We start from the raw sequence: 14,725 nt of genomic DNA on the forward strand, positions 1-14,725 counted from the left end.
CCTCTGCACTGCCTCATCCCTCGCCCACGCGAGGGAGGCCCCTATTTGCAGGGATTACACAATGACAGGCGAAAGCGCAATGCATGAGAATGCCGCAGCCGCGCTTGGCAACCCCTTCCTCCCGCTGGAAAGATGCGCAGAGACGCCCACGGCGAAGCTTATATCTCCGCTCGTCGCCGACCCGCCCCGATCCGGGCTGCAATCGCTTCTCCGCCGGGGACCAGAAATCATAGCGGCAGGTCGGTGCCGAGTTCGCCTTGCGGCACGAAGCGCGCCGTCGGAATGATGGTCAGCGGCGGCAGCGTGTCGTTGGGATTGCGCGAGAACATCATGCGTTGCTCGCTGGCGCTGGAGATGAAGAAGGGATAGCGCGTCAACAGCTTGCGCCCGACCTCGACCACATTCGTCGCCATCAGCGTCATGTCGATCCCGTAATTCTTCGCCAGTCGGCCGGGGACGATCGTGTCGGCATAGAAGACCCGCTTGTAGAAAGCGGCATGCGGCGGTCGAACGAACTGAAGCACACGGTCTGCGCGGAAATAAGCGGCCGCAACAATGGTGGGTCTCAGTGTCAGATAGGGAACCCAGGGCAGATCGGCCGTGAGTTCCGGATCGGCCGCGAAACGCGCCGGATCGATCAGGGTCAACCCTGCATCCAGGAGTTCGTCCATCGCTTCGGGAAAGGCGCCGCCGGACTGACTGAGGCGGTGATCAGGTGTCACATAATGAACTCGGATCGTGCTGATCAGCTCACCATAATAGTACAACCCGAAAATATAGGCGTGGCTGTCGAAATCGCTGTCATCAAGCAGCCCTTTCGGAGCGAGCGCGAGGACGTCATGGGCCTTGTAAGCCTTGTAACGCAGGCGTTCCACCTGTTCCATGTCTTCGCTGCTTTCGACGCGACGATATTCGACATGATCCAGAATATCCAAAATTTTCGTACTGAAATCACCACGCTTGAACAGTGTCTCTGACATTCTCTCGATCCGCTCGTTAACGGATCATTAATCATACGCCGGCGAAATTTAGGCAAGGAAATCCGATAATTCGGCCCGTATATAAACTATTAAGGTTAACGGCGCTGGGGATTGTCAGCGGAAGAATTGGCGCTCACAGAGCGCTCAGGCGACCTTGTTGCGGCGACGTTGCACGGGGCGGCGGCCGATGCCTTGCTGTAACAGCGGGATGTTTTGGGAAGGCACCGGCTGCGAAAAAACATAGCCCTGCACCAAATCGGTGCTGCGGTGCTTGTTGAGCAGCGCGAGCTGCTCCTCGGTCTCGACACCCTCGATGACGATCTTCAGGCCGAGTTCGCGGGCGAGATGGACCGTGCCGCGCAAAAGCTTGAGACGGCGGGTATCCTCGACGATGTTGCGCACGAAGGAACGGTCGATCTTGACGATATCGAGCGGCAGCGTATCGAGATAGCTGAGGCTGGAGAAACCGGTGCCGAAATCGTCAATGGCGATGGTGATGCCGCGGGCCCTCAGCTCCGCCAGGATGGCGCGCACGGCCTGCGGCTCGTCGATCAGGCAGCTTTCGGTGACTTCGAGATGCAGCCGCGCCGCATCGAGGCCGGAATGAGCGAGCGCATCGGCGACCACGGAAAGGATATCGGCATCGCGCAGATCGCGCGCCGAGAGGTTGACCGAGACGGCGATATGGTCCGGCCAGCTCATGCACTCGGTGCAGGCCTTGAACAGGACGAAACGGGTGATGTCGGAGATAATGCCCATCTCTTCGGCAAGCCGAATGAACACGTCGGGCGGAATCGAGCCCTTCTCCGGATGCACCCAGCGGGCCAGCGCTTCGGCGCATTCTATCCGTGTGCCATCGGCCCGGAACATCGGCTGGAAGACGAGATGCAGCGCCTGCGCCGAAACCGCTTCGCGCAGGTCAGCCTTCAGCTTCTGCTGCTCGATATAGCGCCCGTCCATCTCGCGCTCGAATCCGGAGATGCCGCCCTTGAGGCGGGACTTGCTTTCGAAAAGGGCAAGATCCGCCTTGACGCTCCACTCATCCATTGCGAAGGCCGAGCTTTCGAGGATCGCGTATCCGGCGCTGAGCGACACCAGGAAGGTCAGCTCGTCGACCTCGTAATGGCCCTGGATCGCGGCGTGCACGCGGCGAATCGAGAGCTCGAGCGATGTGGGCTCCTTCGCATGCGGGAAGAACAGGATGAACTGATCGCCCATCAACCGGCCGAGGATGGCATTGCCGCAAGCCTGCTTGATGCGGGCGGCGATGGCGCAAAGCAGATGGTCGCCGGTGACGTGACCACGCATGTCGTTGACATGTTTGAACTCGTCGATATCAAGAACCATGAAGCCGAGCGGTCCTGATTTGCGCGGGTGCCTGGCGAGATATTCCTGGACCAGTTGCCCGAAATATTCGCGGTTCGGCAGGCCGGTCAGCGCATCGAAGCGGACCATGTGCATGATCTTCTGCTCCGCCTTCACCCGGCTCGACACGTCCTCGAAGATCAGAACGGCGCCGCCGTCGGCCCTCCGGCTGGCGGAGAATTCGAGCGACAGGTCCTCAGGGAAGTGAATGAGCGTGCGTGACAGGTTGCCGTCGGCGACCTGAGTGAGCTGGCGCAGGATAAGCTCCGGTTGCGAGGCATCCATGAAGCTGTAACGCGCTCCATAACGCAGCACGGCGCCGAGGTCGCGATCCTTCAGCCGCTCCGGCGCACCGATCCTCAAAAGCTCGCAGGCCTTGCGGTTGACGACCTGGATACGGTTTTCGGCATCGACCATCACCAGGCCATGCGGCATGTTGTTGAGCGCCGTATCGAAACGGTCGGCGATCATGGTGATTTCCCGGCGCGCGATGACGTTCTCATAGAGGAACTCGCGCACGCCATTCGCCATTGCCCGCGTCGTCAGCCAGAAGGGAATAAGGAAGATCGACAGGAGACCGCGGTAGAAATCCAGCGCCAACAGGCTGCAGACGATCATCGGAAGGCAGCAGGAGAATGTCTGAAGGTCGACCGCGAGGCGCGAACCGTAGTTGCGGCCGACGACCGAAACCATGGTTGCCATAGTGACGGCAATGCAGGCAAGCTCGGCAAAGGAATCGCGCACGACGAAGATCGCGTAGCCGCTGGCGATACCAAGCAATGCCGTGGTGCAGGCAGCACCGGCAACCAGAATCCGCTCCCAACGCTCGATTCCGGCGTGCGACAGGCTCTCCTTGTCGACACGGTCAAACTGCCGGAAGATGGCCATGCGCACGCTGAAGACCAGAAGGAAGGCGGCAGAGAGGAGAATGTAAACGGAAGACTGTGTCTTGGCGGCGACGGCGAGGCATGTCGCCACGTGGACGATTACGCCAGCAAGAAGCGTCATGCGGTTCCCGGAAAGGGAACTCACAAACGACAGATACACATCTAAAGGGACCCTGTTCGGGCTATCTGGCTTCATCCACACTTTCCCTGTGCGCGGGAATTCTAGAGGCAACCCTTTAAAAATTGATTTCAATCGAATCAAACATTTGGTCAAATTTTCTAAAACCCCAGGATGAACAGCACAGCCTTGGCGTGATAATGCAGCCTTGTCGCGAGATTGTTGAAATAATCATCCACGCCTGGGTTGTTAAAATATTTACCGGCCGTGCGGGCCGGCCGTCTTAGTGCCGCCTCAACCCCGAAAATCGGAATCGTTTTCGGAAAAATCCGAAGCGCGCGAGAGAGGAGACGGCGCTATACGACTATGCGCCAATGCGCGGCATTTATCCTTCCAATTTCGAGGGCCGTGGTCTACACCGATTCCAAAGAGGGAAAGCTGCCGAATAACGGCAGGACAAGAATAAGGGAAACGAATGTCGGGACTTCTGGCGGCAAGCCGGCTGATCGATTCGGTCAGTCAAATCATGGGCAAACTTTCCGAATATATGGTGCTGTTCTGCTGTCTGATCAGCGCCGGAAACGCCATCGTCCGTTATGCCTTCAACTACAGTTCCAACGGCTGGCTGGAAATCCAGTGGTATCTGTTCGCCTTCGTCGTCATGCTCGGCGCCTCGCATGCGCTGCGCAACAATGAGCATGTCCGCGTCGACCTGATCTATGGCGCAGTCTCCGACAAGGCGAAGATGTGGATCGACATCGTCGGCCTCATCCTGTTCCTCATCCCCGTCTGCATCTTCCTCACCTGGCTCTGCTGGCCTTTCTTCGCGCTGTCCTACCGGCAGGGGGAAATATCGGGCAATGCCGGCGGACTGATCCGCTGGCCCGTCAAGCTGATCCTGGTCGCAGGCTTCGGGCTGCTGTCCCTTCAGGGCGTCTCCGAGCTGATCAAGCGGATCGCCGCCCTCACCGGCTATATCAGCATCGACACAAAATACGAAAAGCCGCTGCAATAGCGCCCCGGGAGGAACGGATTTGTTTGATTTCGGCATTATTCCGCCGGCCATGTTCCTGGGCATGGTCATCTTCATGCTCTACGGCTTTCCGGTCGCCTTTTCGCTCGCCGCCGTCGGCCTGTTCTTCGGCATCATCGGCATCGCCACGGGCCATTTCAGCGAAGCCTTTCTGCAAGCGCTGCCCCTGCGCTTTTTCGGCATCGTCTCCAACGACCTGCTGCTCGCCATTCCCTTCTTCACCTTCATGGGCGCGGTGCTGGAACGCTGCGGACTTGCCGAGGATCTGCTCGAAGGCACCGGCAAGCTCTTTGGCGGCATTCCCGGCGGCCTCGCCTATGCCGTCATCCTGGTCGGCGCCGTCCTCGGCGCCATCACCGGCACGGTGGCCGCCTCCGTCATCACCATGGGCGTGATCTCGCTGCCGATCATGCTGCGCTACGGTTACAACCCGCGCCTTGCCACCGGCGTCATCGCCGCCTCCGGCACCATCACCCAGGTGATCCCGCCCTCGCTCGTGCTCGTCGTCCTCGCCGACCAGCTCGGCAGATCGGTCGGCGACATGTATCTCGGCGCGATCGGCCCCTCGATCCTGCAGGTGGCGATCTTCGTCCTCTTCATCCTTGTCATGTCGATCATCCGGCCGAAATCGATGCCACCGCTGCCGAAAGAGGTGCGCGGCAACCTTGACTGGGCGCTGCTCGCCAAAGTGCTGATGGGCATGGTGCCGTCGATCGTGCTGATCTTCCTCGTGCTCGGCACGATCTTCATGGGGCTTGCGACGCCGACGGAAGCCGGCGCGCTCGGCGTCGTCGGCGCCATGGGGCTCGCCGCCCTGCATCGCCGTCTCACTTGGCCGCTGATCCGTGAGGCGATGACGTCGACCACCCATATCACCTCGATGGTGGTGATGATCCTGATCGGCTCCACCTGTTTCAGCCTGGTCTTCCAGGGCATGGACGGTTCGCGCTGGATCGAGCACATGCTCTCGGGCATCCCTGGCGGCCCGGTCGGCTTCCTGATCTTCGTCAACATCTTCATCTTCGTGCTCGCCTTCTTCCTCGATTTCTTCGAAATCGCCTTCATCGTCATCCCGATGCTCGCCCCCGTCGCTTCCAGTCTCGGCATCGACCTGATCTGGTTCGGCGTACTGATCTGCGTCAACATGCAGACGAGCTTCATGCATCCGCCCTTCGGCTTCGCGCTCTTCTATCTGCGCTCGATCGCCAGCAAGGACGTCAAGACCTCCGATATCTATATGGGCGCGCTGCCCTGGGTCGGCATGCAGATCATCCTGGTGGCAATCGTGATCTTCTGGCCGCAATCGGTCACCTACTGGCTGGATCACGGCCCGAAGGTCGACCCGAACTCGATCAAGATCGAAGTGCCGGGCTTCGGCGGCCAGCTCGGCCTGCCGCCGGTGGGCGGCGGCAATGGCACGCCGCAGATCCCCGGCCTGAACCTGCCGCCGCTCGGCTTGCCGGGAGCCCCGCCGCCACCTGCGAAATAACTCCCCCAAAATAACAGGGCCAAAACAAAACCCCGGACCAAGCGATCCGGGGTTTTGGTATGCGTTCGTGTCAGGCGCCGATGGAAGCGCTTAAAGCGCGTCGCGTCAAATTTGATTCACGCAACGCACTTTAGCTCTTTGTTTTTATGCATGTCGTTGCCCCGGAACCGCGCACACTTCCGGGCGACATGCATTAGAGCTTGCCGGCCCGCTGCTGGATCATCATGAACGTATCAAACGTGTATTCCGAGAGCTGCATCCACAGATAGGCGTCGCGCTTGAAAGCGGTCTGGTCGTCGTAGATCTTCTTGAAATACTGGTTGTTGGCCGAGATTTCGCCGTAGATGCCCATGGCCGCCTGGAAGCAGGCCTCCATGATCTCCTGGCTGAACGGGCGCAGCGTCGCGCCTTCGGCGACGAGCTGCTTCAGCGCCGTCGGGTTCTTCGTGTCGTATTTCGCCAGCATGTTGGTGTTGGCGAAGGCGCAGGCGTCGGTGAGCGCTGCCTGGTAGTGCTTCGGCAGGTTGCTCCATTTGTCGAGATTGAAGAACGCATGCACCGTCGGGCCGCCTTCCCACCAGCCCGGATAATAGTAATATTTCGCCACCTTGTGGAAGCCGAGCTTCAGATCGTCATAGGGACCGACGAATTCCGCCGCATCGATCGTGCCCTTTTCAAGCGCCGGGTAGATGTCGCCGCCGGCGATCTGCTGCGGGACGACGCCGACCTTCTCCATGACCCGGCCGGCAAGGCCGGCGATGCGCATCTTGACGCCCTTCAGGTCATCGAGCGTATTGATTTCCTTGCGGAACCAGCCGCCCATCTGGGCACCGGTATTGCCGGCCGGCAAAGCATACATGCCCTGCGTGGCATAAAACTCGTTCATCAGCTTGTTGCCGTTGCCGTCATTAAACCAGGCATTGGTCAGGCGGCTGTTGAGGCCGAAGGGGATCGCCGTTCCGATGGCGTAGGTCGGATCCTTGCCGACGAAATAATAAGAGGTGGTGTGGGCTGCCTCGACCGTACCGGCAGCCACCGCATCGACGGCCTGCAGACCCGGCACGACTTCACCGGCCGCGAAAGGCTGGATGGTGAAATTGCCGTCGGTTGCGGCGGCAACATGCTTGGCGATGTCTTCGGCACCGCCATAGATCGTATCCAAGCTCTTCGGAAACGACGACGTCATGCGCCACGCGATCTTCGGATTCTCCTGCGCGATCGCAGGCGCTGCCAATGCCGTTGCGGCAACCGCGCCGGCCCCGGCGGTTCCCGCCTTCTTGAAAAACGAACGACGATCCATCAAAAACCTCCCGTATAGATGGCACTGCGCGGCCAATCTTCACCCCTACCCGCAGCGAGGGCAGAGCTAAGCATGGCGAGGGCCGCGATTCAAGCTTTAGTCTATTAGCCTTTGGCATCAAGACGGCAATAAGGCAACACCCAGGCACCCATCAAAATCAGCAGCTTAGCCGCGAGGACAGACGCCACGGCGAGGCGCTGGCGGAAATCGGCCGCCAGCTGCAGCCAAACGTTGACTTCGCGGCCATTCTGGCGGCAGAAACGACAAGCAGAAGATTTCACCGGGGCGAACATGACGAAACCGATCGTTGCCATTCCTGCCGATATCCGCAGCTTCGACGGCGCGACCTGGCACGCCGTGCAGCATCAATATCTCAGTGCCGCGTTGAATGCGGCCGGCGTCATGGCCTTTGTCATCCCGGCTTTCGAGGCGGGCTTCGACACAGACGCAATCCTCGACCGCGTCGATGGTCTGCTGGTATCGGGCTCGGCCAGCAATGTGCATCCTTCGCTTTACGGCGCCGAGGCGAATGACAAGGACGGTCCCTTCGATCCCGCCCGCGACGCCACAAGCCTGCCGCTCATCCGCCGCGCCATCGATCGCGCCATCCCGCTGCTCGCCATCTGCCGCGGCATTCAGGAGCTGAATGTCGCTCTCGGCGGCTCGCTGGCAAGCGAGATCCACGAGCAACCCGGCATCTGGGACCATCGCCGGCCGGAAGGTGTCGACCGTGACGGCATGTACGCCATCCGCCAGACTGTCCACGTCAAGGAAGGGTCATGCATTGCCGGCATCCTCGGCCCGGGCGATATCCGCGTCAACTCGTTGCATCGCCAGGCGATCGCCAGGACCGCGCCGCGCCTGCAGGTGGAGGCCACCGCCGAGGACGGCACCGTGGAGGCCGTTTCCGTCATCGATGCCAAGGCCTTCGCCGTCGGCGTGCAATGGCATCCGGAATATTGGGCCGAAACCGACAAGACGTCGAACCGGCTGTTTGCCGCCTTCGGCGACGCCGTTCGCAGTTATGCCGCCGCCAAACCGCCCGTGACCGCGGCGCAGGCAATCGCCTGACCACTGGCCAGGTCAAGCGCGCCAGCTTGAACCATCGCGCCTCTAAACCTTTTGCGGTGTCTCCGGCACCGGCGTCAGCGCCGTTCCCTTCTCGAACCAGGCAATCAGATTGTCGGCCACCAGATCGGCCATCGCATTGCGCGTGGGCACGGAGGCCGAGGCGACGTGCGGCAGCAGCACGGCATTGGCCGGTTCCATGAGCGTCGCCGGCACGGTCGGCTCTTCATAGAAGACGTCGAGGCCGGCCGCGCCGAGCGCGCCTGACGCCAGAGCCGCACTCAGCGCCTCTTCATCCACCGTCCAGCCGCGGCCGACATTGACGAGGATGCCGTTCGGACCGAGAGCGGCGAGGATATCGGCATCGATCGTCTTATGCGTCTGCGGCGTCTTCGGAACGATGGCGATCAATGTGTCCACCGCCTCGGCCAGTCCTTTCAACGTCGGGTAATAATCATAGGGCGCGTCGGCATGGCGCGACCGCGTGTGATAGCTGATCTTCACCTTGAACGGCTCCAGCCGTTTGGCAATCTCGAGCCCGATGCGACCGAGGCCGTAGAGCCCGACATGACGGCCCTTGAGCGAGAAACGCGACAGCGGATAGGCCGTGCCCGGCTTCCAGTTGCCCGCGCGCAGCCAGGCTTCGGCCCGCGGCAATTCGCGGATCGTGTTCAAGAGCAGGCCGATCGCCGTGTCGGCAACCTCGTCGTTCAGAACGTCAGGCGTATTGGTGACGATGATGCCCTTTTCGGCTGCCCGTTTTACATCCATACCGTCATAACCGACGCCGAAGCTGGCGATCACCTCGACGTCAGGCAGCTGGTCCATCCAGGCGCCGGGAAAAGCGCCGGAGACGGCGACGCCGCGGATGCGGCCGGCTGTCTCGCCGTCGAGTGCCAGCTTCTCCTCGCGGGCGACGGCAATGATCTCAAAACGATCCTTCAGCCTTTCGAGAACACGCTCGTGTATCTTCCCAGGAACGAGAATGGCGATGCGGGACATGGCTTTTCCTCTTGGACGGGGTCTGGTTCAGGCGCGTGGCCGATGGGGACTGGTCGACTGGCGGATGCGCATTTCCGGCTTGATGAGATGCATGCCGTCAGGTTCGTGGCTGCCGGCGAGACGATCGAGAAGCGCGCGCGCAGCCAGACGGCCGACTTCGGTCTGGCCGTTCCAGACGGTCGTCAGCGCCGGTGTGGCGATCGAAGCTTCCTCGAGATCGTCATAACCGGTGACGGAAATGTCGCGCCCCGGCACCAGTCCGGCACGGGCAATGCCGTTCATCAGGCCGATGGCGACGAGATCGTTCCAGCAGACGGCCGCCGTCGGCTTCTGCGGCAGCGAGAGGAAATGCACCGCGGCCTCGAAACCGCCCTGCTTCGAGCGCGGACCGGGAATACGCAGGTTCGGATCGACCTCGATGCCGGCCTTGCGCAGCGCATTGACATAACCCTGGTAGCGGTCGCGGCCGGTGGACGTCTGGTCCGTGCCGCCGATCATCGCGATCGAGCGGTGACCGAGGCCGATCAGGTGGTTGGTGGCAAGAGAAATGCCGTAACTGTCGTCACCGCGATAGGTCGGCAGTTCCAGACCGTCCATCGAGCGGGCGACAAGGATTGCCGGCATGCCGTTTTCCTCCGCCAGCTGCAGATCTTCCGGCGGCGTGCCGATCGCCGGCGACATGATGACGCCGTCGCCGCCGAGCTGCAGGAGCGTTTCGATGAAGGTGCGCTGCTTTTCGACATTGTCGTAATGGTTGGAAAGGATGAAGGTGTGGCGGCTGCGATCGAGCTCGCTTTCGATCGCCTTCAGGATCTCGCCGTAGAAGGGGTTCATGATGTCGTGCACGACGACGCCGATGATGCCGGAGCGCGAGGTGCGCAGGCTGGCGGCACGGCGATTGTAGATGTAGCCGAGCGCGCGCGCCTGTTCCTTGATCTTCTCCCGCGTATTGCCGGCAACCAGCGGACTGTCGCGCAAGGCGAGCGATACGGTCGCCGTTGAAATGCCGAGCGTTTCGGCGATTGTCGAAAGCTTGATCTTCTGGACCACGTGTCCTCCTCCAGGCAGCACGCAAGACAGCAGACCGCGTCGGAAAACCGGCGCGGTCCCTTAAAATGTTTAATTAAAAGATTTAACAGGCGGAAGCAATTCGTCTTTTCAGCGAAATTTCAGTCTTCATCAGGTTCTTCCAAAGGAAGCGCTTCGGCCTGCAGATTGGCGTCGATCGCCTTCAGCAGACGCACGAGATTGCGGATTTCCTTTTCTGAAAATTCCAGCGTCGCCAGCCGGTCGCAGGCCGAGGCCGCCATCTCGATCGCCCGCACGCTGTCACGGCCGAGCGCCGTGAGATAGACCTTGGTCAGGCGCGCATCCTCGGCATCGGGCTTGCGCTCGAGGAAGCCCTGCGCCTCCATGCGGCCGATCGTGCGGGTCATCGTCGGCGCCTTGACGCCGAGCTTTTGGGCAAGGCCGCCCGCCGTCATGCCGTCGCTCTCGGCGAGCGAGAGAATGACGCCGTCCTGGCCGGCATAGAGGCCGCTTTCGAACAGGTTGCGCGACAGCACCGTACGCATGGAACGAGCCGCCTGGGTCAGCGCCGGCGAGAGATCGACGAGCGTATACTCCGTCTGGTCCTTCTTCTTGGACTTGCTCTTCTTGCCGTCCTTATGCTTCTTTCCCATAGCCATCCCTTTGATCTTTAAGCCCCGACGCCGCTGCGATATGACATTGCCCAGGATCTCGTCATAAACAAGAGGCAACGACCGGATGATGACGCCTTCGCCCCGCTTCGACGAAAGCCGCCCGGCCTCGACCCCTGCCCCGCGCCGCCCGATCGCCGTGCTGCCGCTTGGTGCTCATGAGCAGCACGGCCCTCACCTGCCCTTCGAAACCGACACGCTGATTGCCGAAGGCATCGCCCAACGATTGAAGGCGGCCCTGCCCGCCGGTCTGCCGGTCACCTTCCTGCCCGCCGAATCGGTCGGCTACTCCATAGAGCATATGGATGTTGAAGGAACAAAGACGCGCGCCTTCGACGAGGCGGTCCACCGCTGGCTCGGCATTGCCGAAGGCCTGGCCAAGCAGGGTACCCGCAAATTGGTGATGCTGAACGCCCATGGCGGCAACTCGCCCCTGATGACCATCGTCGCAACCGAGGCGCGGGTCCGCTTTGCTATGCTGGCCGTGGCGACGAGCTGGACCCGCTTCGGCCTGCCGGACGGGGTGATCCCGCCGGGGGAAAAGGCGATCGGCATTCATGGCGGCGACATCGAGACCTCGGTCATGCTGGCGCTTCATCCTGACAGGGTTGATATGGCGAAGGCCGCAGATTTCCCTTCGCGACAGACGGAATTTGCCGAACGCTTCAAACATCTGCGCGCCTACGGGCCGCACGCCTTCGGCTGGAAGATGTCGGATCTCAATGCCGAAGGCGTGGCAGGCAATGCCATGGCGGCGACGGCTGAAAAGGGCGAGGCGCTGATTGCCCATGCGGTAAGGGGCCTGGTGGAACTGCTGGAAGATGTCGATGCCTTCGACGTCGGCGAGTTCCGGTGAAGACGGATCCGCACCGGCAGATGATGTGATCTTATAACATTATAAAACCCTTTGAACTGCCGCGCCCATGCCATTATATGAGACCAACCGTTTAAGCAGCCGATCCAAAACGCTCGGCCCACGCCTAATCCTAGAGGTTCTCATGACCGACGCGACAGCCACCCTGAAGCCCATTCCCGTCACCGTGCTCACCGGTTATCTCGGTGCCGGCAAGACGACGTTGCTCAACCGCATCCTGTCGGAAAATCACGGCAAGAAATATGCGGTCATCGTCAATGAATTCGGCGAGATCGGCATCGACAACGACCTGATCGTCGAGTCGGATGAAGAGATCTACGAGATGAACAATGGCTGCGTCTGTTGCACGGTGCGCGGCGACCTGATCCGCGTCGTCGAAGGCCTGATGCGCCGTCCCGGCCGCTTCGACGGCATCATCGTCGAAACGACGGGCCTTGCCGATCCGGTGCCGGTCGCCCAGACCTTCTTCATGGATGACGACGTGCGCGCCAAGACCGAGCTCGACGCCGTCATCGCTCTCGTCGACGCCAAGCACCTGCCGCTGCGCCTGAAGGACAGTCGCGAGGCCGAAGATCAGATCGCCTTCGCCGACGTCGTCGTCATCAACAAGAGTGACCTGGTGACCACCGAAGAACTTGACGTGATCGAAGACATCGTCCGCGCCATCAACCCGGCCGCCCGCGTTTACAAGACCAGCCGCTCGGGCGTCGACCTCGCCCGTGTGCTCGACCAGGGCGCCTTCAACCTGGAGCGTGCGCTCGAAAACGATCCGCATTTCCTCGAGCACGGCCATGACGATCATGTCTGCGGCCCGGATTGCGATCATCATCACCATGATCACGATCATCAGCATGATGATCACGACCACCACCATCACGACCATGAGCATCACCATCATGGCGCGATGTCGGCGATTCACGATGTCACGGTGCAGTCGGTGTCGCTGCGCGGCGGCGAGATGAACCCGGAGCGCTTCTTCCCCTGGATCCAGAAGGTCACCCAGATTCAAGGCCCGAACATCCTGCGCCTCAAGGGCATCATCGCCTTCAAGGACGACCCCGAGCGTTACGTCGTTCAGGGCGTGCACATGATCATCGAGGGCGATCATCAGCGGCCGTGGAAGGACGGCGAGAAGCATGAAAGCCGTCTCGTCTTCATCGGCCGCGATCTCGACCGTGAAAAGCTCGAGGCCTCCTTCAAGGCATGCGAGGCAGCCGCCTGATGCCGACAGTTGCACCGCTTGATCTCGACGGCCACGTTCTGGCCGTCGAATTTTTAGGTGACATCCCCTTCTTCGCAAACGCAAACGGCACGTTTCATCGGCTGGACGGCGGCGAGAGGGTTTGCGAGGCCCATCAGGGCATGCTCACCGCCATCCGCGATCCCTATAGCGACAGCCTGATCTCGGGCGGCGAGGACGGCAAGGTGCTGCGCATTGCCGCCGACGGCAGCGTCAGCGAACTCGCGACGGCGCCGCGCAAGTGGATCTCGCAGGTCGCGGCCGGCCCGCAGGGCGCCGTCGCCTATTCTCATGGCAAGAGCTCGCTCGTTCGCCTCGCTGACGGCACCACCAAGGAATTCCCGGAGGAACGCACCGTCGAAGGCATCGCCTTCGCGCCGAAAGGCCTGCGCATCGCCGCCGCCCGTTACAATGGCGTGTCGCTGCATTGGGTCGGCACGAGCGCCAAACCGGTCGATCTCGAATGGAAGGGCGCCCATACCGGCGTCACCTTCTCGCCTGACGGCAATTTTCTCGTCACTTCGATGCAGGAAAATGCCTTGCACGGCTGGAAGCTCGACAGCAAACCCGGCGCCGAGGCCCGGCACATGCGCATGACCGGCTATCCCGCCAAGGTGAAATCGCTGTCCTGGTCGGTGAAGGGCAAATGGCTCGCCTCATCGGGCGCGCCCGCAGCCATCGTCTGGCCCTTCCAGGGCAAGGACGGGCCGATGGGCAAGGCGCCGCTCGAACTCGGCACCCGCGCCAATATCATGGCGACCTCGGTCAGGTTCCATCCGCTGGAGGACATCCTTGCCATCGGCTTCATCGACGGCATGATTCTGGCCGTACGCATCGCCGACAGCAAGGAAGCGTTGCTGCGCCGCCCCGGCAAGGGCGCGATCACGGCGATGAGCTGGAGCGCAAATGGCAAGCTGCTCGCTTTCGCCTCCGAAGCCGGCGATTGCGGCGTCATCGATATTTCGGCGTGAGTTCCTGTTACCGGCAATGGGCGACGCCGTGACCGAACCGGAGATCGTGGCGCTTGGCGCCGAGCATATGCGGGCGGCGGCGGCAATCAGGCGCGTCGCCCTGTGGCGGCGATTGCCTTGGCTGCCGGATCTGCATACGCCTGAGGAAGAAGAGCAGTACTGGCGCACGCATCTCCTGCCGAATTGCACCATCCTCGGCGCCGAGATCGGAAACCGGCTGGTCGGCGTTATCGCCTATGGTGACGGCTGGATCGAACAGCTTTACGTTCTCCCTGATTTCCAGAATATCGGCATCGGCTCGTTGCTGCTCGGCTGCGCCCGGGAGGAGATGGATGAAATCAGGCTCTGGACGTTCCAGCGCAACAGCGGCGCCCGCGCTTTCTACGAGCGGCACGGTTTTTCCGTCGAGGAAAAGACCGATGGTCTCGACAACGAGGAAAAGGAGCCCGACGTGCTCTATCACTGGCGCCGGCTTCCGGAGCTGACGCCTGGCCTACAGCCGTCTGATCCAGGGCCGTAGAACATCGGACTTGCCAAATGCCCTAGAACAGGATGATTTTAGGCCCGGTCGGCCTAAAATCATCCTGTTCTAAATTAAAGAGTTAGAGCATGATGTCGTCCGAAAACCGCTCACACTTTTCGGCATCATGCTCTAGCCAGGCGAAACATGAACCGCGCGCAGCAAGTGGCTGCGCTGT

The 14,725-nt window shown here is 61.3% G+C and carries 14 protein-coding genes; 7 read left to right on the forward strand and 7 right to left on the reverse strand.

Annotated elements, in window-relative coordinates; genetic code table 11:
• Nucleotides 1-227: 227 nt before the first annotated feature.
• Both CO655_RS06895 and CO655_RS06900 read right to left on the reverse strand, forming a co-directional pair.
• Complete coding sequence (locus tag CO655_RS06895) at nucleotides 228-980, reverse strand: hypothetical protein (RefSeq protein ID WP_010031322.1); 753 nt, start codon at nucleotides 978-980, stop codon at nucleotides 228-230.
• Nucleotides 981-1,124: 144 nt separating this feature from the next.
• The gene (locus tag CO655_RS06900; RefSeq protein ID WP_097664186.1) at nucleotides 1,125-3,428 is read right to left on the reverse strand and encodes an EAL domain-containing protein; all 2,304 of its coding nucleotides are present in this window, start codon (nucleotides 3,426-3,428) and stop codon (nucleotides 1,125-1,127) included.
• Nucleotides 3,429-3,825: 397 nt separating this feature from the next.
• Here CO655_RS06900 and CO655_RS06905 point away from each other — a divergent pair, with 397 nt between their 5' ends.
• Both CO655_RS06905 and CO655_RS06910 read left to right on the forward strand, forming a co-directional pair.
• Nucleotides 3,826-4,365, forward strand: a complete 540-nt coding sequence (locus CO655_RS06905; protein ID WP_097664187.1) for a TRAP transporter small permease subunit — start codon at nucleotides 3,826-3,828, stop codon at nucleotides 4,363-4,365.
• Nucleotides 4,366-4,384: 19 nt separating this feature from the next.
• A complete protein-coding gene (locus CO655_RS06910; protein ID WP_097664188.1) occupies nucleotides 4,385-5,872 on the forward strand; it encodes a TRAP transporter large permease subunit in 1,488 nt (495 codons plus the stop codon).
• Nucleotides 5,873-6,065: 193 nt separating this feature from the next.
• On the opposite strand, the gene CO655_RS06915 is transcribed toward CO655_RS06910, so the two are convergent.
• The gene (locus CO655_RS06915; RefSeq protein ID WP_038691341.1) at nucleotides 6,066-7,172 is read right to left on the reverse strand and encodes a TRAP transporter substrate-binding protein; all 1,107 of its coding nucleotides are present in this window, start codon (nucleotides 7,170-7,172) and stop codon (nucleotides 6,066-6,068) included.
• Nucleotides 7,173-7,276: 104 nt separating this feature from the next.
• Nucleotides 7,277-7,486 carry a hypothetical protein gene (locus CO655_RS06920; RefSeq protein WP_097664189.1) on the reverse strand — a complete coding sequence of 70 codons (210 nt, stop codon included), beginning with the start codon at nucleotides 7,484-7,486 and terminating at the stop codon, nucleotides 7,277-7,279.
• Here CO655_RS06920 and CO655_RS06925 point away from each other — a divergent pair.
• Complete coding sequence (locus CO655_RS06925; protein WP_097664190.1) at nucleotides 7,464-8,243, forward strand: gamma-glutamyl-gamma-aminobutyrate hydrolase family protein; 780 nt, start codon at nucleotides 7,464-7,466, stop codon at nucleotides 8,241-8,243. The genes CO655_RS06920 and CO655_RS06925 overlap by 23 nt on opposite strands.
• A gap of 42 nt (nucleotides 8,244-8,285) precedes the next feature.
• On the opposite strand, the gene CO655_RS06930 is transcribed toward CO655_RS06925, so the two are convergent.
• The 3 genes from CO655_RS06930 to CO655_RS06940 all read right to left on the reverse strand — a co-directional run bounded on the left by CO655_RS06930 (nucleotide 8,286) and on the right by CO655_RS06940 (nucleotide 10,924).
• Nucleotides 8,286-9,242: a 2-hydroxyacid dehydrogenase gene (locus CO655_RS06930; protein ID WP_097603901.1), complete on the reverse strand. Its 957-nt coding sequence runs from the start codon at nucleotides 9,240-9,242 to the stop codon at nucleotides 8,286-8,288.
• Between the two features lie 27 nt (nucleotides 9,243-9,269).
• Complete coding sequence (locus tag CO655_RS06935) at nucleotides 9,270-10,292, reverse strand: LacI family DNA-binding transcriptional regulator (RefSeq protein WP_020922290.1); 1,023 nt, start codon at nucleotides 10,290-10,292, stop codon at nucleotides 9,270-9,272.
• Nucleotides 10,293-10,411: 119 nt separating this feature from the next.
• Nucleotides 10,412-10,924: a MarR family winged helix-turn-helix transcriptional regulator gene (locus tag CO655_RS06940; RefSeq protein ID WP_041683777.1), complete on the reverse strand. Its 513-nt coding sequence runs from the start codon at nucleotides 10,922-10,924 to the stop codon at nucleotides 10,412-10,414.
• Nucleotides 10,925-11,009: 85 nt separating this feature from the next.
• Between CO655_RS06940 and CO655_RS06945 the strand changes: the two genes are divergently transcribed.
• From CO655_RS06945 to CO655_RS06960, 4 genes are all read left to right on the forward strand, one after another.
• Nucleotides 11,010-11,798, forward strand: coding sequence for a creatininase family protein (locus CO655_RS06945; RefSeq protein WP_097603900.1), 789 nt, complete (start codon nucleotides 11,010-11,012; stop codon nucleotides 11,796-11,798).
• A gap of 142 nt (nucleotides 11,799-11,940) precedes the next feature.
• Nucleotides 11,941-13,038 (forward strand): GTP-binding protein, encoded by a 1,098-nt coding sequence (locus CO655_RS06950; RefSeq protein WP_097603899.1) that lies wholly within the window; start codon nucleotides 11,941-11,943, stop codon nucleotides 13,036-13,038.
• Nucleotides 13,038-14,027, forward strand: a complete 990-nt coding sequence (locus CO655_RS06955; RefSeq protein WP_097604074.1) for a WD40 repeat domain-containing protein — start codon at nucleotides 13,038-13,040, stop codon at nucleotides 14,025-14,027. Before CO655_RS06950 ends, CO655_RS06955 begins: the two co-directional genes overlap by 1 nt.
• 16 nt (nucleotides 14,028-14,043) lie before the next feature.
• The gene (locus tag CO655_RS06960; protein WP_097664191.1) at nucleotides 14,044-14,547 is read left to right on the forward strand and encodes a GNAT family N-acetyltransferase; all 504 of its coding nucleotides are present in this window, start codon (nucleotides 14,044-14,046) and stop codon (nucleotides 14,545-14,547) included.
• Nucleotides 14,548-14,725 lie beyond the last annotated feature (178 nt).

This window comes from Rhizobium sp. M1, from assembly GCF_002531805.1.
In the GTDB taxonomy this organism is placed as follows: domain Bacteria; phylum Pseudomonadota; class Alphaproteobacteria; order Rhizobiales; family Rhizobiaceae; genus Rhizobium; species Rhizobium etli_C.